Here is an 18,903-nt window from a genome sequence, read left to right on the forward strand (position 1 = left end):
AAAAACAATGTTTTAAAAAAACAAACAAAGAACACAATCCGCTTTATTACATTACAATAAAATTTTAATTATTCTTAATTTTTTGTTTCCTTTGTTCACTGATTTTTTGATTTTAATACTTATAAAGTCAAAAATAAAGTAAGAACAACAAAAACAATTTTGAATTTTCAAGATTATAGCAATATAATGGAAGCTAGAATAAACACAAAAACCTTTATAACAAAGCTCTTTATTACGATAGCACTATTGTTGTCAGCCTCTTTGATATTTGCCCAGACCAAAACGGTTACGGGTACCGTGAAAGATGCAAAGACAAAGGCACCTATTCCTTATGCCACTGTAGCAGTCGTGGGAGCCCCTGCTTCCCCAGGTACTTCTACATCTACAGATGCAAATGGTGAATTTAAACTTGTATTTCCAACATCTTATGTAAAGATCAGAGCAAGTTATGTCGGTTATGACAGCAAAGATGCCTTTGTGACCAATGATGATGTACAGACAAAAGAAATTTTGATGGATACACAGGACAATATGTTGGAGGAAGTCGTCGTCAAAGCTAAAAAGAAAAAATATAGCAATAAGGACAACCCTGCTGTTGCCTTGATTCGCAAAGTAATCGAGAACAAGGAAAAAAATCGACTTTCAGGACAGCAATATGCTGAGTTTGACCAATACGAAAAGATGTCTCTGGGTTTGAGCAATCTTTCCGAGAAATTTGTCAACAAAAAGATTTTTAAAAACTATCAATTTCTTTTCGAAACGGATGATTCTGCCAAAACGGCCAACAAGTATGTTTTGCCGGCCTTTATTGAGGAAAAGATGTCCAAGGTTTACTATCGTAAAGACCCAAGTAAAACCAAACAATATATACTGGGAGATCAGCGGGCACAGTTTGATCCCAAGTTTATTGATAATGATGGTCTGGCCGCTTACTTCAACAAGCTATACGAACAGGTGGATATTTATGACAACAATATTTCATTGGTTACCAATCAATTCTTAAGTCCCATTGCGAATTCGTCACCCACATTCTACAAGTTTTTTATTACAGATACGATTAAAACCGCACAACCCTGGCTGGTTGAGCTCAGTTTTGTTCCCCGGAATAAAGCTGACATGTTGTTCAAAGGTCAGTTATACGTCACCTTAGATGGCAATTATGCCGTTCAAGGAGCCAATATGACTGTCGCTGATGATATCAATTTGAATTTTGTTCGTGATCTGCAGGTTCAACTTAAATTTGAGAAGGACAGCAAAAACAGGTTCTATTTAAAAACCAGCACGCTGGGCATTGACTTCTCCTTGACGGACAAAGGCATGGGAATCCGGGGTAGCCGGACTGTGGATTACAATAACTATAAAGTTGGTATCCAACAACCGGATAGCATATATGAGGGACCTGCTACGGTCATTGCCTATAATGTCGAGAATAAAAAAGAAACAAAATCTTTATTTGAGACACAACGTCCATTGGCTCTTGCGCAAAATGAATTGAACATCTACCACAACATCGACACCTTACAGAAGATCCCTTCGTTCCGGACGTTCATGGATATCGCAGCCTTGGTTCTTTCGGGATACAAACAGGCTGGCCCAGTGGAAATAGGCCCTGTCAACACGTTCTACAGCTTCAACCCAGTTGAAGGATTCCGTTTACGCCTGGGAGGCCGTACCACAGAAGCCCTGAGCAAACGTTTCTACGCGGAGACTTATGCCGCTTACGGCTTTAAGGATCAAAAATGGAAATATTTTGTCAGTGGAACGTATGCATTCAACAACAAATCGGTGTATTCATTTCCGATGCATTACATCCGGGCTTCCTATAAAAAGGATACCAAAATCCCGGGACAGAAACTGGAATTCGTTCAGGAAGATAACTTCTTGTTATCCTTTAAACGTGGTGACAATGACCGCTATATTTATGAAACAAACTACGGTCTGGAATATAAAAAGGAATTTTTGAATCATCTTTCTATTGGCGGAGCTTTTAATATTAACAAACAAAGCCCGGCCGGTAGTTTGACGTATCAAATGTTGGACGACAATGGACAAAATAAACTGTTCAACGAGCTTAACACAACGGAGCTGTCAGTTAACTTAAGATATGCCCCACATGAAGAATTTTACCAAGGCAAGATCTATCGGACTCCAATATTTAATCAATACCCTATATTTACCCTCAATTATACTGCCGGGGTAAAGGGGCTTGCAAAAGGTGAATACAACTATCATAGTTTTAATGCCGGTATCTTCAAACGCTTTTATTTAAGTCAATTTGGCTATGCGGACGTGACTGCAGAAGGAAATTATATCGCAGGTAAGGAAATACCTTTTCCTTTCTTGACCATCCATCGTGCAAACCAGACTTATGCCTATCAGTTGAACTCATACAATCTGATGAATTTCCTTGAGTTTGTCAGTGATCATAATGCCTCATTAAATGTGCAGTATTACATGAATGGATTCCTATTGAATAAAATTCCATTGATCAAAAAGCTAAAGCTACGCGAGGTCTTCAGTTTCAAAGGCGTATATGGCGGTCTTCGTAAAGAAAACAACCCCGACGACCCAAATTATGGCTCTAAAGTATTTACCTGGCAGCGTAATGCCGAGGGAATGCAAAGTTCCTATACTTTTGGTTCAGACCCCTACATGGAAGCCAGTATCGGTCTTTCCAATATTTTTAAAATTTTGCGCGTAGATTACGTAAAGCGCCTCAACTATCTCGATCATGTCGATGCACCGGCCTGGGGTATCCGTGCCCGTGTCAAATTTGACTTTTAATAGTTTTCCATAAATTTTAGTCTAATAACAAAAGGCCGTGTCTCAGACTGATTGACACGGCTTTTTTATGCGCCTTAATCAACGGCCTTCTTGATCCGGATCTTCGCCAGGATTTCGTTCGGCAACGATTTGGAAGAGCCCAGATAAAAACAAAAAATCCCCCTTGCAAACAACAAGGAGGACAAAATTAGCATATGACGATGGTTAGTTTTTCTTTTTAAAAGCATCCAGCCCAGCCTGTAAAAATGCTTTATATTGTTCAATATCATAATTTGCCCCACTTTGCGGAACCAGGACATTGCCGTTAGGGTCCACAATAACATAAAGTGGCTGGGAATTGCTATTGAATGTAGCCGCTTGAAAATCGCTGTTTTTCTTACCGATTGAATTTATCTTTTTGCCGCTATACGCTGAAACAAACTGTTCGTTTGCTGGCAGCTCGGTCTTATCATCAACAAACAATTCTGCCATCACGAATTCTTCCTTTAATAATTTCGCAACCGAAGGATCTGTCCAGACGTTGGCCTCCATTTTACGGCAATTTACACAGTTCCAGCCGGTAAAATCGATCAAAACAGGTTTCTGAAGCTCTTTTGCGGTTTCCAGTGCCTGATCATAATCATAATAAGGATCAAAACCTTTCGGTGTTCCCCGCTCATGAAATATTTCCGCATACTTTTTGATTTTTCCATCTGTATGGCCTGTAGCCCCAGCACTGACGCCTGCAGACAGGTCAAAGTCCTGCGTTGCTGAAGGCGGTAAGAAGGCTGAAATGGATTTTAAAGGTGCCCCCCACAAACCGGGGATCATATACACGACAAAGGAAAAGACCACGATAGCCAGGAGTGTCCTTGGGACAGATAGAAACTTGAGCTCGCTATCATGTGAAAATCTGATCTTGCCGATCAGGTATAATCCCATCAGACCAAAAACAGCAATCCACAAAGAAAGAAAGACTTCCCTATCGAGCCAGTTCCAATGATAGGCCAGGTCAACATTCGACAAAAATTTCAAGGCCAGCGCCAACTCCAAAAATCCCAGTACCACCTTCACGCTATTCAGCCATCCACCAGATTTAGGTAAGGACTTGAGCATGGATGGGAACATCGCAAATAAGCCAAAAGGAATAGCCAGGGCGATGGAAAACCCCAGCATACCTACTGCCGGCCCCAAACGTTCGCCTTTTGATGCCGCTTCCACCAATAATGTACCGATGATAGGCCCTGTACAAGAGAAAGATACCAAAGAAAGACTAAATGCCATGAAGAAAAGGCCTACAAGTCCCCCCTTGTCTGATTTAGCATCCATTTTATTGACAAAAGAACTCGGTAAAGTTATTTCAAATGCACCAAAGAATGACGCAGCAAATCCGATCAGCAATAGGAAGAAAATAAAATTGAATATTCCATTTGTCGACAGTGCATTCAGCGCATCTGAGCCAAATGCAATAGTAATGATCATCCCCAAAGCCACATAGATCACTATAATAAACAATCCATACAATAAGGCTTTACTGATCCCACTCGCACGGCTTCCCGATTGCTTGGTAAAAAAGCTTACCGTAAGCGGGAGCATCGGAAAGATACAGGGCATCAACAGGGCCGCGAAACCACCCACTAACCCGGCAATAAAAATGCTCCAAAGCGATTGTTTACCATCTTCCGGAGCTGCCGGCACTGCTAGGGCAGTTGCTACGCTGGTTTTGCTTGAATCTGTCAGCGCTGTACTTGTATCCGGAGATTCTTCAAAAGACAGCGAATCTGGACTGATTCCACCATCGGTAAATTCAATCCCCTCCAATTGATCTGTTGTGTCAGCTTGTGCAAGCAATACCATGGGGGCAATCAACAAGAACAGCCAGGTAAATAATTTAAAAATAATTTTCATCCGTTTAAATTTGTTTATTCATTAGTCGATATTGTCTTTAAGGCATTCCTGCTGCCTTCGGCGATTTCAGTTTTGATGAAACTATCCGATGTGATCATTCCACGGGCTGACCAAATACATCACGATGGTTTCATAGCTGTTTTTCTTAGGTATAATTTGGTATTTAAGTCAACGAAACCCGAGGAGTCTAAACTCCCCGAGTTAACTATAAACATATGAAACTAAATCTTTTTTATGCGCCAAAGACCGGATTGGGCAATCTGCATATGGGTTGAAAACCAGAAAATTCAACATCCACGGCAAGATAACCAACTTGCACTGGTTCTTCTTTTACCAGATCAGTACTTAAATATTTCTTATTGTCATCACATAATAAGGTTACGACAATGGCATCGTCACCTAGCTCCTGTTGTAACTTAATTGCACCGATCACATTGGCACCCGAGGAAATTCCGACTGCAAGTCCCAGCTGTCGGGACAATTTCTGCGCCATCAAAATAGAATCGCCGTCATTGGCACATACCACAGTATCTAGCTCATTTAGATCAACAATGGCAGGAATAAATTCATCCGAGATCCCTTGAATACGATGCGAACCTACTTTATGCCCTGTTGTCAATGTTGGGCTCTCCGCTGGTTCCAAAGGATGTATCCGAACGGCTGGATTCACTTTCCGTAGGCTCCGGCCAACTCCCATGACAGTACCACCGGTCCCTACCCCCGCAACAAAAGCATCAGCAACCAAGCCCTGCTCTTCCAGCTGCTTCACAATCTCATAGCCCGTTGTCTTTTCGTGGGCCTCGGCATTATATTGGTTTTCGAACTGTCTTGGCAGAAAAACGCCACCCTTTGCTGCAAGCTCCTCACTTAAACGTATACTTCCCAGAAACCCACCTTCATCTTTGCTAATCAACTGAATATCGGCACCCATGCTCCGAATAATATCTGTCCGTTCCTTGCTCAACCAGTTCGGCATAATAATCTTTACCTGATGCCCCAAAGCCTTGCCTATCGCGGAGAAAGCTATACCTGTATTTCCACTGGTGGCTTCTATAATAAGATCTGTCGGCTTAATTTGGCAGTTCATATAGGCTTTATATAAAATGTATAAAGCCATCCTATCCTTGATGCTCCCTGTCAGATTATAATGTTCACATTTAACAAATATTCGCCCCGGCTTGCCTTTATACGTATATTGCAATTCCAACATAGGGGTATTCCCCACCAACCGCCACAAATGCTTAAATCTCTTGTCCAATGCAGGTGATAAACATGCACTTAATAATTCTTGTTCAGCCATTTTATATAAATGATTATTCTGTTGCAAAATTGACCAAATACAAGATATTATTCAACAGATGAAGCTAATTTCAAGAAAAATTAAGACAAAAAACACATAACACAATAAAATATACAATTAAACATTGTATTTTTACTACTGCACCGAAAATATTCAAATTATGGACTTGGATGAAATTGATTTAAAATTATTACGACTGTTACAGCAAGATGCCTCCTTAAGCAACAAAGAACTATCTTTTGAGCTCAACAAGTCAATAGCTGCAGTACATGAGCGTGTTAGGAAGCTGAAACGATTAGGATATATCAAAAAGACTGTTGCCATCCTGGACCGGCATAAAATTGGAATAGGCCTTATCTCCTTTTCCCAGGTTTTCTTAAAGGCCCATACCTTTGAAGTATTGAACGAGTTTGAAAAAGAAGTCGCAAAATTTCCAGAAGTCATGGAATGCTACCAAATGGCAGGTTCCTATGATTTTATGCTGCGCATTGCAACCAAGGACATGGATGCTTATCATGTTTTTTTGAGGCACCGCTTGGCCGTATTGCCACAAGTGAACACGGTGCAGACCTACTTTGTCTTGTCAGAGACCAAGAGTGAGACCGCATATCCCCTCTAATTGGTCATGCATGAGCAACACTGGATAAAAAATGAAAGCCCTGGCCTGTAGAGACAGGCCAGGGCTTTAAACGCCAGGCTTGATTAATCAAAAAGCAAGGTCCCGGTTACATTCCAGCTACTGAAACTTGTTCCTTCAGGTGCTCCCTGTGGAATCTGTACCCGCATTGTATGATCACCGGCTTTTAAATCGCCGAGATCAATGTAAATCGGTGGTGTAACCGTTCCGGGACACCAATTGGAACGGCTCAGGTCTGAAGATGACAAACCTGTTGCAAAATTGCCTGAAGCTGGATTGGATAAACGATAGGACCCACAGTCATTACGCCAAGGTGTATATTTAAAGTGTATAGCACCATTTAGAAAGATACGATTTTCTTTGGGCACAAACTCATCACCATTTCCCCAGCCGCCATGCCCGGTCGTGATGTACCGCAATTGCACGTTTTTAGCATCCTGGTCCAAATGAAATGACAGCTCCAGCCCTTTGTCCTGATCAAACATGGAACCGTACTCCTGTCCCCCCATTTCCATCACATTGGTTGTTGTAAAAAGTGGCAGTGTCTTTTTTAGGTTGCCCCCTTCCTCCGGATCAAAGCCCGGATGGATCGTCAGCTCCACACTCACCTCGTGACCATTCTTGTCATAATTCCCAATAAAGGTACCCATATATACTTCCTGATCACTTAACATGCCCGCCAATTCAGAAACATCCTGACGATAAATCACGGAATCTTGCCAAACCTTATCCTTTAACTTCAGATAGTTAAACTGGTGAACACCAAATGGTGTAAAGAAGCGCATCAATTCAACGATGGGTTCAAATCCGTCTGTTCGTACCACCCCTTGATATGTCTTTCCATTGCCATTATCATATTGTGGAAGCGTCGCCATGCCTTGCTTCATCCCATCCAGAAAACTTTGCTTTTTATTAACCGGAATAATAAAAACAGATCCTGTACGGTCATATGCATCTCCCTTGGACTGTTCAACAAGTTGGACAAATACCTGGTCTCTGGACTTGATTCTGGGGATCTTGATCTTTTTGACGAGAACTGTTCCATTGGCAAAACGCAAGATAGAATCTGATTTGGCATCGTCCGAAAAACGGATTCTTTCCTTCCGAAAAACAGGTATCTGCGTAAAACGGTTTTTCCAGATCAGATCTTTGTAAGAAAGCTCGTCATATCGTTTTTCGTTCCCCTTTAATTTCAGCTGATCCGGGATGGCTTTCACACGCTCAACTTGAGTTGCAAAGGTTCGGGTATTGCCATTTCTTACCATTTCTAACACGAGGCCGAGGTTCTGTCCCAATTCAGTTGGGGCTCCTTTTACCCCCAATTGCGCTGTATACCAAAGCTCTATCTTATTCGAGTTAATCGTTGTTTCGACCTTTTTACAAGGATAGCCCAGAATAGTTTTTAATTCGTTGGTTGCTTTAAACTGTTGTTTCGAAAGTGCCGAAGAATCACCGGTCAAGATAAGAGAACCATTTTTCAGCTTAGCAAGCTTCAATAATAAGGTATTGCTGCCCGATCGTTCCACCATCACCCGCTCAAAAGGAGGTAACAATTGGCCGTTCATATCTTTCTCTGAACTCACATAGCTCTCCTGATCATTGGTATACAGCAGCACACCATTCTGATTGGCAGCTGTGTTCCCATTGAAACTTTGCTGGTAATGAACAACATAGTTCGTTCGTTTCTGAGCATAGGAAGATAATGAAAGACATAAAACTGAGATAAAAAGGATATTTTTCTTCATATAACGCATATTGGTTCAGCCACAAAAATAAGAAAGGCTTTAGGAATTCCTAAAGCCTTTCTTATTTTAAGCTAAAACGTTTATTTTATCAGCCAGATATCGAGCAGGTAGAAGGCGGCAAAAATCACCGAAGCATAACCATTTGTGGTCATAAAATCACGGTTTACACGGCTTAAATTTGTTGCAGAAAACAGCGTATGTTGATAAATCAACAATGCAGCATAAAAAGCCACACCCAAATAATAGATCCAGCCCACAGGCAATAGAAATGCCGGAATCAGTACAAATATAAAAGACAACACATGCAGACATTCGGATACACGCATGGCGCCTTTTGTCCCTAGCCACACCGGTATCGAGTTGAGGTTATTAGCCCGGTCGAACGCCTCATCCTGCAGCGCATAAATAATATCAAAGCCACTGACCCAAGTCAATACAGCAAATCCATACAGGACAGGAACAGTCGCAAATTGACCTGTAATGACCATATAAGCACCGATCGGAGCCAAACCAAGCCCCGCCCCCAATACCAAATGGCATAATGGCGTAATCCGCTTGGTATAGGAATAGAAAAGCACAACAAAGAGTGCGATGGGTGACAACATAAAACACAGGGAATTGATAAAATAGGTCGCCAAAACAAAAATTACACAGTTGATAACCGTAAAAATCAAGGCATTCCCTGCAGAAATCCTGCCCGCAGGAATATCACGCATGGCCGTGCGCGGATTAATCGCATCAATATCCCTATCCAAATAACGGTTAAAAGCCATTGCTGCATTCCGGGCAGTCACCATGCATAATAACATCAGGAGCAATAATTTCCACGAGAAAGAATATTCAGTGGTATGCAGCGCCAAAAAGAAACCAATAAAAGCAAATGGCAGCGCAAATACACTGTGCGCAAATAGAACCAAAGAAAGGTACTTTTTCATTCAAATAAATTATATAAGCTGGTATATTTCAAAACGATATAAGTCCATAAGCAAGTTCAAAACAGCTCTGGGCAATGGTAGGTCTGAGTTATACACTTCATGAAATCTGATTCATCTATCCGGAATTAGAACGGTTGATCCACATCTGATTCTGGTGGTACAAATCGGGTATTGACATCATCAATAGCTTCCAGAATAGGTTCATGCCCCATTTTCTTCTCTGCTGATGTCAGGAAAACTGGCGGCACCTCTTCAAACCACTGTAGCAAGGATTTTTTGAACTTAGCGATATTTGCATCGGATTTTACAGCTGATTGTTTGTCTGCTTTGGTAAAGACCAGCATAAAGGGCAAACCACACTCCCCTAACCAATAGCAAAAATCAAGGTCAATTTTCTGCGGTTCGTGACGGCTATCAATCAGTACAAACACACACTGTAGGTTATCTCTATGGGTAAGATATCTTCGAATGAATTTTTCCCATTCATGACGGCTCGTTTTGGAGGCTTTTGCAAATCCATAACCGGGCAGGTCGACCAGGTACCAGCTGTCATCAATCATAAAATGATTGATCAACTGGGTCTTACCAGGCTTCTGAGAGGTCTTGGCAAGTCCTTTCTTGTTGGTCATCGCATTGATTAAAGAAGATTTACCTACATTAGAACGACCAATAAAGGCATATTCGGGCAAATTTGGTGCAGGCAATTTATCAACTCTGGTGTTACTACACACGAATTCGGCTTTTTTTACTTCCATAGAGACAAAGGTACATTAAATGAATCCGTTTGGCAAGGTTGCCAGATTCTATTCCACAAAAAACTTAGTTTAACCTGTAACATTTTAGGACATTGGCGTACTAATAGTCCATATAAACTATTGTATCTTTGATAGGGAACAACAGGTTCACGCTTTCTCAAAGAACGATTTAATTAAACCTTAAAAATGATGTTACTCGAAATCAATCATGTCACCAAGGATTACGCCAATCACCGAGCTTTGGACGATGTTTCAATCCAGGTTCCAAAAGGCAAAATTTTTGGATTGCTGGGACCAAATGGTGCGGGCAAAACATCCCTGATCCGTATAATAAACCAGATTACTGCGCCCGATTCTGGGGAAATCCGATTTAATGGTTCGCCCTTGGGGCCACAACATATTGCACAGATTGGCTACCTCCCGGAAGAACGGGGCTTATACAAAAAGATGAAAATTGGCGACCAAATGCTGTACTTGGCCCAACTGAAGGGCTTATCCAAAACAGAAGCACGCCAGCGGATACAGGAATGGTGCGAAAGGTTGGGCATTGTCTCCTGGTTGGACAAAAAGATTGAAGACCTCAGCAAGGGGATGCAGCAAAAAGTGCAATTTGTCGCTACCGTGATCCACCGGCCTCAATTGATCATCCTGGATGAACCATTTTCAGGCTTTGACCCCGTAAATGCCAATATTATTCGCGAACAGATCCTGAGGCTGAATGCCGAAGGTGCAACCATCATTTTTTCTACACATCGCATGGAAACCGTAGAAGAGCTTTGCGATAACATCGCCCTCATACACCGGTCAAAGAAAATCCTCGATGGACCAGTCCAGGCCATTAAGCAGCAATATAGAAATCAGACCTATAGCCTGGAATTTAGCTCGCATGAGGAAAACCTCGACATATCCAACCAGCACTTATATCAGCTAGTCGAATCTACCCGGTCGGACAACACCTATAGAACTACAATCCAGCTAAACGATAGTATTGACATCAATCAAGTATTAACCTATCTTTTGCCCAAGGTCCAGCTAAATCAGTTGATTGAAATCGTGCCTTCGATGGCCGATATTTTCATACAGAAAGTTACCGACGTTTCACCCTTACCTCAAGATCATGCATAAAATATTACTTATCATCCAACGGGAGTACCTTTCTCGTGTCAAGAAAAAGTCGTTTATTGTCATGACTTTTGCTGTTCCCCTGTTTTTCTTTGCTTTATATGCCGGCATGTTCTACCTGACCAAAAAGAGCTTTAAAGATGCCCACATGGAAGTCTTTATCGTTGACCAGCAGGGAGACTTTGGCGCTAACCTAAAGAGTAATAAAAATATCACCTATAAAAGCAGCTCCTTGAGCCTTGAGGAACAAAAGAAACGACTGACCCGGGAGCAGGACAAACAGTCTATCCTATTGATCCCCAAGAATATCCTTTCCACCCAGCGGGCAGAACTAATCACTACAGGCAAGACCAGTTTTGTGGTACAGGAGATCATCAGTGGACAACTGGAAGAAATCATCCGTGAAAAAGAATACATGGCCAAAGGTATAGACTTAAACATGATCCAGTCCATTAAACCCAAGGTAGAGATTGATGCCAAGGAGATTACAGTCGATGGCGAAGAAAGGAACAGCAACACGGCCATTGCCATGGGCATTGGCGTGGGGCTCGCGATCCTGGTGTACCTATCCCTTTTTCTGTATGGTGCACAGGTGATGCGTGGGATCATTGAAGAGAAAAGTAACCGCATCATTGAAGTGATTATCTCTTCGGTCAAACCCTTCCAGCTCATGATGGGTAAAATTGTGGGAATTGGTATGGTTGGACTCACACAATTTATCATGTGGCTCATCCTTACACTCGGATTATTTGTTATGGCCACCACACTGTTTATCAACCCACAGGATATGCAAGAAGTGGCAGCAACCCAACCTGGGGGCAGCAATTTGGGCACCGTATCCAAAGCCATGGGTAATAGTGAGTCGGCCTCCATCCTGGCATCTATCCAAAGCTTCAACTTTAGCGAAGTTATTGTCTTTTTCTTTTTGTTTTTTATCGCGGGTTATCTGCTCTACAGTGCCATTTTCGCCGCTGCCGGTTCGGCCGTGGATAATGAAACCGAAGCAAATCAGTTTTCCATGCCGATTACAATGCCCTTGCTATTGACTTATATCCTTTCCTTTGGTGTCATCATCAATGATCCCAATGGCCCAATTGCCACATGGTTGAGCTTTATCCCATTTACATCCCCGATCGCCATGCTTGTGCGCATTCCTTTTGGAGTTCCCCTCTGGCAGATACTGACCTCCCTGGCTTTACTCATCCTGACCTTCTTGTTCATTACTTGGGTCGCTGCACGGATCTATCGGGTAGGGATATTGATTTATGGAAAGAAAGCTAGCTTGAAAGAGATTATTAAATGGTTCAATTATAAAAATTAGCCCATAAAATGATCAAATCCACTGAATGATACCATACCCAGGATCATACAAGGCCCGACTGCTTTACAATCGGGCCTTGCATGATCCTCCGGGCTTATCACAAGCCTGCCAAAGATAGATACTAGTATCGAATATGGAATCTTTTTAATACAAAGTGCCAGAGCCAAATTGGGCCTATCATCAAAAACTGCAGAAACTGCTTACCTGTGATCTCCTTTTTTTCTTTGCCTTTGCCCAAGTACAAGGCTACGATAGAAAGCAGCGCAATAGCCAGGCATACCCATAGCACAGCCGGGCCACCATTTTTCTGTACATATTCCAGTTGAACGATAAAATAGCTCATCGCACCTATTGAAAACAGTATGGCATAAGACAAGGTGGCAGATAGCTTCAGATAAAGATAGATCACAATGGCGATGAAGAAAGAGCCCCAATTCAAAAAGGTATGCCAGTTGAGCTTGACCAAGAAATCAAATTGTGGAAATGGAATCATCCAGATACATCCCATCACACCAAAAAATAAAAGTGGTAAAAAGATCACTTGAATAATACGGTTGGTCGGGTCTTGGAAATTGGCATCAAGTTCCTCAAAATATCGATCTACAGGACGCTGTGGCTCCGTCTCCTGGGCTTTCTTCTTTAGTTGTTTCATTCGGCAAATTTAACAAATATTGATCATGACTGATCGATATGAGGGGATAATATTCTTCATTTTTAATCTTCTTGTTGTCATTATATGCTAAACCAAACTATCTTTTGGTTACAGGGATCTAATGGAGTTCTTCAATAAGTAAGATCAGCTGTACTGGCTGGACAACTGCGCGCGTTGGCTCCCTGTTAGCATAACTAAAAAGGCTCCGGAACAATCTCCCGGAGCCTTTTACAACAATATGATTTCGCCTATTTAGCGTAAGAAACGGATCTGGTCTCCCGGATAACCGTGACTTTAATCTGTCCCGGATAGGTCATTTCAGTCTGTATACGATTGGAAATATCTGCAGCCAATATTTCTGACTGCGCATCAGATACTTTCTCACTCTCCACGATGACACGTAATTCACGTCCTGCCTGTATCGCAAATGTTTTCTCGACACCAGGATAAGATAAAGCCAAGTCTTCGAGTTCTTTCAGGCGTTTAATATAACTTTCAACCACTTCACGACGGGCACCCGGACGGGCACCTGAGATGGCGTCACAAGCCTGTACGATCGGAGAGATCAATGCTGTCATCTCAATTTCATCGTGGTGCGCACCAATGGCATTACAAACATCAGGATGTTCTTTATATTTTTCGGCCAATTGCATTCCCAGAATAGCGTGCGGCAGTTCTGGATTATCATCGGGCACCTTACCGATATCATGCAATAAACCAGCACGTTTAGCATGCTTAACATTCAAGCCTAATTCAGCAGCCATCGTCGCAGCAAAATTAGCCACTTCACGAGAGTGCTGTAGCAGGTTCTGACCATAGGACGAACGATATCGCATACGTCCAACCATGCGGATCAATTCAGGATGTAAACCATGGATTCCTAAGTCAATAGCCGTACGTTCACCGATCTCAACAATCTCATCTTCGATCTGTGTACGGGTTTTGGCTACGACCTCCTCAATCCGTGCCGGGTGGATACGGCCATCTGTGACCAAACGGTGCAGTGCCAAACGTGCGATCTCACGGCGCACAGGATCGAAACCCGAAAGGATGATGGCTTCAGGGGTGTCATCTACAATGATCTCAACACCTGTGGCAGCTTCCAGTGCACGAATGTTACGACCTTCACGCCCTATAATACGGCCTTTAATTTCATCATTTTCAATATTGAAAATAGAAACAGTATTTTCTATCGCTGATTCCGTAGCCGTGCGCTGAATGGTCTGGATGACAACCTTTTTAGCCTCTTTGGTCGCGGTGAGCTTTGCTTCATCCACAATATCCTTGATTTGGATCATGGCCTGCGAACGGGCTTCCTCACGCAATGAATCCACCAACTGGTTTTTGGCCTCATCCGCTGTAACACCGGCAATGCTCTCCAATTGTTTGATCTGCTGTAATTTTAAGGTTTCAACCTCTTCAGATTTCTTTTCATTCAGCTCAACCAATTTATCCAGCTGCTTTTTCTTCGCTTCCACATCTTGCTTATCGCGGTTGATGTTTTCCAGCTTCTGGTTAATGGATTGTTCTTTCTGTCTCAACGTATTCTCCTTTTGGTTGATGGTGTTGTTACGTTGATTGACTTCCTTTTCATGTTCAGATTTTAATTGAAGGAACTTTTCTTTGGCCTCTAATAGGCGCTTCTTTTTAATGTGTTCTCCTTCCTGCTCTGCATCTTTCAGTATGCTATTCACCTTATCTTTGGCTTCCTGCTCTTGTTTTTTGAATAATAGAACCAATAGATAACGACCTATAGCTACACCAACAATCAGAGAAATTATGATATAAATTGCGACGTCCATGTATGTATAATTGTATAATATATGTTGTTTTTATTAATTATTAAATTTCAATAGATAAAGACCTTTTTCATCGCTTCAAAACATCCCTATGATGATTTTCCACTCAAAAAAAAACCGCAATTAAATTTAAACAGGTCTCATGTATTATTAAACTTCGTGATTACATAATTAGGCTTAGATTATGACCCAGATGGCTTTCGCAAAATGGCCTCTATCTTTTTGTGCCTGTAATATTGAAGCGTTAAGTTTAAAATAGTGACAACCCGAATTTAATTGCGGCAAATTCGTCGTTTTAAGCTCTAAATATAAAGAACGTAAATTTATTTATTAAAGAAATCCGTCAACAACTGATCAAGTTCCTGTACTGAATTTTCAAGCCCTACCTCGTGGTTTTGGGATTGCCGCTCCGCGTTTAACATACGCGTAGCAAATTGCAGCACACACATGGACAACAAATCCTGCTTATCTCTCACAGTATAGTTTTCCTGTAATTCCTTTACTTTTTCATTTATCAATTTCGCAGCATGTCGAATCACTTCTTCCTCCGCACTTTCAACACGAAGGGGGTAAACACGATCTGCGATATTTATTTTTATGGAAATCTCTCCCATTTCTTTGAGCTTTTTAACGTTGTATTAGTTTGAATGCAATACCTGCAATACCCAACTACTTCAACAAACTAATACACTTGTCTATTTCCCGCACAAAATCGTTAATTTTTTGTTTTGTGTCAAGTATTTTTTCATTAATTGCTTCCTTATCCGTTTCTGAATCTAAAGTACGGGCGACCGCCAATGCTTTAACTTTCTCTTCCAATTGCTTGCTTTTATCATTGCTTGCATCGAAAGCCACTTTTAAGGATTGCACCTCTAATTTAAGCAAATCATTTTCTTCTTGCAAGACTTCGCACATTTGAATTAAGTTTTTCGTTTTCTCAACGATCAGATTCATTTGTGAAGACAATGTTGCCATAATATAAAGTGAATATTATCAATTAATGTTGTTTCTCTAGTTAACCACGCACTTCTGCATTTAGTTCCTTCTCAAAATTAACAATTAATTTTTGAACTATCGCATCAATTTGTTTATCGGTCAGTGTTTTTTCTTCGTCCTGTAAGATAAAGCTCAGAGCATAAGACTTTTTCCCAGCTGGAATTTTATCACCTTTATACACGTCAAATACATTTACGTCCTTTAAAAGCTTACGTTCGGTCTTCTGCGCAACAAACTTTAACTTGTCAAAACTTACCTGTTCGTCGATCAGCAATGATAAATCACGTCGTACTGCCGGGAACTTTGAAACTTCTTTATATTGAATGCTATTCTTACGGATGATCTTCATCAAGACATCCCAATCGAAATCTGCAAAGAAGACTTGACCTTCTACATCTGTTTTCTTCAAATCAGCGGTAGCGACAGCTCCAAATGAAACCAGGCATTTCTGCCCCTTCATATAATTCAGGCCATAAGCATAATGCTTGTCAGCAGCATCTTGTAGCTGAATACCATCAATTTTCAGGCGTTTGATAATCGTATCGACGGCTGCTTTGAGGTTGTAGAAGTTGACATTGCCTTTTTTGCTGTTCCATTGTTCAGTTTCTTCCTTGCCGGCTATCGCAAAAGCAAAATGCTGAGTTTCTTTATAACCCTCGCCGTCAAGCGCATAGGTTTTACCAAATTCAAAAAATTTCAGATCAAAATTTCTTCGCTTCTGATTGTACTCAATGGCATTCAATACCGAGAACAGCATATTCTGACGCATGGTATCTAGGTCCGAGCTTAATGGATTGAACAGTTTCACTGCCGTTTCAGGTTCATCCGCATAATCAAGCTTTGTCAATGAATTGGACAAAATCTCACGAAATCCATTCGCGATCAACAAGTCGGCCAATTGATTTAACACCACTTCTTTATCCGGTTTTTCTACCGTATTCAGGGAGGCTTTGATTTGAGATTTCAATGCAATGTTGTTGTAGCCATAGATCCGTAATACCTCTTCCACCACATCCACTTCACGGGTTACATCGACACGGTAGGCAGGGACAAGGACATCCAGCCCCTCAGTTGTCTCTGAAGCAACCTCAATACCCAACGCAACAATAATGGCTTTAATTTCCTCGTTTGGAATGACCTGTCCAATTAAACGCACCACATTCGCATAACTTACGTGGAATGAAAATGGTTTGATTTCCACAGGGTACTCATCTTTTATAGTAGAAGAGATCGTTCCACCGGCGATTTCCTGAATCAATAAAGCAGCCCGCTTCAAGGCTTCAACAGTAATATGAGGATCAGTACCTCGTTCAAAGCGGAATGAAGCGTCTGTTTTCAGGCCATGTCTTTTGGAAGTCTTTCGTACAGACACTGCATTGAAATAAGCCGATTCCAAAAACACATTGGTTGTTTCTGCGGAGACACCTGAATGCGCACCACCAAAAACACCGGCAATACACATGGGCTTGTCCGTATCTGCAATCACTAAATCCTCGGCAGACAGAGCGCGTTCCACACCATCTAGCGTAATGAACTTCTCTCCTTCTTTGGCTAAGCGGACAAGGACTTTATCACCGGTAATTTTATCCGCATCAAAGGCATGCAAGGGCTGTCCTAAATCATGGAGGATATAATTGGTAATATCAACAATATTATTGATCGGGCGTACGCCAATAATCGATAATTTTTCTTTTAGCCAGTCTGGTGATTCAGCAACTTTCACACCAGTGATATTAATTCCACTATAACGTGGGCATGCTGACACATTTTCAACCACAACAGCTGTCCCCACCGCTTCCCCAGCTTTGAATGCCGAAACATCGGTCTTCAATAAGGTACTCCGGAAATAGGCGGCAATATCTCTAGCAACGCCCAGATGCGAAGCTGCATCGGCACGGTTTGGGGTAAGTCCGATCTCATAGCGGTAATCATCCTGGATATTGAAATGCTCCTTCACAAGTGTACCTACCGCAACATCTGCCGGCAACTCAACGATGCCTGCATGTGATGTTCCCAAACCGATTTCATCCTCTCCACATAACATCCCTTCGGAGACTTCACCACGGATTTTAGATTTGGTAATTTTAAATGGCTCGCCGGTCATGGGATGGCAAGTTGTTCCTACCGTTGCGACAATTACTTTTAAGCCGGCGCGACAATTGGGTGCACCACAGACAATATGTAATAACTCAGCAGCACCAATATCTACCGTTGTTACTTTCAGCTTATCGGCATTGGGATGCTGCTCACAGGTCTTCACCTCACCAACAACCAACCCCGCTAAGCCTCCCGGAATACTTTGTACAACATCCAGAGCCTCTACCTCTAATCCCGTATTTGTCAAGATCAAAGATAGTTCTGCCGGTGTTGAATCTATATTAACATGTTGTTTTAACCAATTATATGAAATATTCATCTCGAATCTGATTTGATGCACAAACTTAGATAAATTTGAGTTTATATCCAACGTCAATTTACCGAATATGCCAGGAAAGGCTGCATTTGACGCTCGGCGTTTAATCTCCCCAAAGAGTCTCTTGAACGCCTACCTGGCCATTCGGTCCGCATCAGCTTTTCCCAAAAAAAACTGGGGTCATAGCGATCACAGAACGTATCGCACTATCATCCAATGTATTGTTCTAAACGAACGAGCACAGCTGTTGTATTTCATTTTCTGAAGCTGCCGCGTTTGACCTTACTTTGGCAACGATAGGGCAACCGGTTGGCTTCGGTTGGCAACAGCTAAGGAACAACTTAAGGACAAGGTTGGGATTGATGCGCCTGTTGTTCGGCTGTTGTTTGTTTTTTGTTCGGTTTTTGTTTGGCACATTGCCAAAGCCTAACCAAAGTCCAACCAAAGCCTAGCCGAAGCCGTACCGGAGAAGTCTTGAGGTTGTACCGAAGCAGGACCGAGCCATTCCCAAGGCAAGTACGAGGCGTTCCCGAGCATTGTTGGGACTTGAGGGGAGT

At 41.9% G+C, this 18,903-nt stretch carries 14 protein-coding genes; 4 read left to right on the forward strand and 10 right to left on the reverse strand.

Annotated features, from left to right (window positions below):
• Positions 1 to 186: 186 nt before the first annotated feature.
• On the forward strand, positions 187 to 2,784 hold the full coding sequence (locus HX021_RS07025; RefSeq protein ID WP_286589441.1) for a DUF5686 and carboxypeptidase-like regulatory domain-containing protein: 2,598 nt from the start codon (positions 187 to 189) through the stop codon (positions 2,782 to 2,784).
• Between the two features lie 204 nt (positions 2,785 to 2,988).
• Here HX021_RS07025 and HX021_RS07030 read toward each other — a convergent pair whose 3' ends face one another.
• Entirely contained in the window at positions 2,989 to 4,671 is a 1,683-nt protein-coding gene (locus HX021_RS07030) for a protein-disulfide reductase DsbD family protein (protein ID WP_286589442.1), read from the reverse strand.
• 232 nt (positions 4,672 to 4,903) lie between these two features.
• Positions 4,904 to 5,971, reverse strand: a complete 1,068-nt coding sequence (locus HX021_RS07035) for a PLP-dependent cysteine synthase family protein (protein WP_286589443.1) — start codon at positions 5,969 to 5,971, stop codon at positions 4,904 to 4,906.
• 160 nt (positions 5,972 to 6,131) lie between these two features.
• On the opposite strand from HX021_RS07035, the gene HX021_RS07040 reads away from it, so the two are divergent.
• Positions 6,132 to 6,590, forward strand: coding sequence for an Lrp/AsnC family transcriptional regulator (locus tag HX021_RS07040; RefSeq protein ID WP_502958996.1), 459 nt, complete (start codon positions 6,132 to 6,134; stop codon positions 6,588 to 6,590).
• Between the two features lie 83 nt (positions 6,591 to 6,673).
• On the opposite strand, the gene HX021_RS07045 is transcribed toward HX021_RS07040, so the two are convergent.
• The 3 genes from HX021_RS07045 to yihA form a co-directional block, all read right to left on the reverse strand.
• Entirely contained in the window at positions 6,674 to 8,353 is a 1,680-nt protein-coding gene (locus HX021_RS07045) for a PNGase F N-terminal domain-containing protein (RefSeq protein WP_286589444.1), read from the reverse strand.
• 80 nt (positions 8,354 to 8,433) lie between these two features.
• Positions 8,434 to 9,288, reverse strand: a complete 855-nt coding sequence (locus tag HX021_RS07050) for a UbiA-like polyprenyltransferase (RefSeq protein ID WP_286589445.1) — start codon at positions 9,286 to 9,288, stop codon at positions 8,434 to 8,436.
• Between the two features lie 125 nt (positions 9,289 to 9,413).
• Positions 9,414 to 10,043 (reverse strand): ribosome biogenesis GTP-binding protein YihA/YsxC, encoded by a 630-nt coding sequence (gene yihA / locus HX021_RS07055; RefSeq protein WP_286589446.1) that lies wholly within the window; start codon positions 10,041 to 10,043, stop codon positions 9,414 to 9,416.
• Between the two features lie 186 nt (positions 10,044 to 10,229).
• On the opposite strand from yihA, the gene HX021_RS07060 reads away from it, so the two are divergent.
• Both HX021_RS07060 and HX021_RS07065 read left to right on the forward strand, forming a co-directional pair.
• Positions 10,230 to 11,168: an ABC transporter ATP-binding protein gene (locus tag HX021_RS07060; protein WP_286589447.1), complete on the forward strand. Its 939-nt coding sequence runs from the start codon at positions 10,230 to 10,232 to the stop codon at positions 11,166 to 11,168.
• Positions 11,161 to 12,486 carry an ABC transporter permease gene (locus HX021_RS07065; RefSeq protein WP_286589448.1) on the forward strand — a complete coding sequence of 442 codons (1,326 nt, stop codon included), beginning with the start codon at positions 11,161 to 11,163 and terminating at the stop codon, positions 12,484 to 12,486. Before HX021_RS07060 ends, HX021_RS07065 begins: the two co-directional genes overlap by 8 nt.
• A 121-nt stretch (positions 12,487 to 12,607) precedes the next feature.
• On the opposite strand, the gene HX021_RS07070 is transcribed toward HX021_RS07065, so the two are convergent.
• The 5 genes from HX021_RS07070 to pheT all read right to left on the reverse strand — a co-directional run bounded on the left by HX021_RS07070 (position 12,608) and on the right by pheT (position 18,349).
• Positions 12,608 to 13,138, reverse strand: coding sequence for an Mpo1-like protein (locus HX021_RS07070; RefSeq protein ID WP_286589449.1), 531 nt, complete (start codon positions 13,136 to 13,138; stop codon positions 12,608 to 12,610).
• A 248-nt stretch (positions 13,139 to 13,386) separates the two neighbouring features.
• Positions 13,387 to 14,940, reverse strand: a complete 1,554-nt coding sequence (gene rny, locus HX021_RS07075) for a ribonuclease Y (RefSeq protein ID WP_286589450.1) — start codon at positions 14,938 to 14,940, stop codon at positions 13,387 to 13,389.
• Between the two features lie 320 nt (positions 14,941 to 15,260).
• Positions 15,261 to 15,551 carry a cell division protein ZapA gene (locus HX021_RS07080; protein ID WP_077432704.1) on the reverse strand — a complete coding sequence of 97 codons (291 nt, stop codon included), beginning with the start codon at positions 15,549 to 15,551 and terminating at the stop codon, positions 15,261 to 15,263.
• Between the two features lie 55 nt (positions 15,552 to 15,606).
• On the reverse strand, positions 15,607 to 15,912 hold the full coding sequence (locus HX021_RS07085) for a hypothetical protein (RefSeq protein ID WP_077432703.1): 306 nt from the start codon (positions 15,910 to 15,912) through the stop codon (positions 15,607 to 15,609).
• Between the two features lie 40 nt (positions 15,913 to 15,952).
• Positions 15,953 to 18,349 (reverse strand): phenylalanine--tRNA ligase subunit beta, encoded by a 2,397-nt coding sequence (gene pheT, locus HX021_RS07090; protein ID WP_286589451.1) that lies wholly within the window; start codon positions 18,347 to 18,349, stop codon positions 15,953 to 15,955.
• Positions 18,350 to 18,903 lie beyond the last annotated feature (554 nt).

This window comes from Sphingobacterium sp. N143 (assembly GCF_030325625.1).
GTDB lineage: Bacteria > Bacteroidota > Bacteroidia > Sphingobacteriales > Sphingobacteriaceae > Sphingobacterium.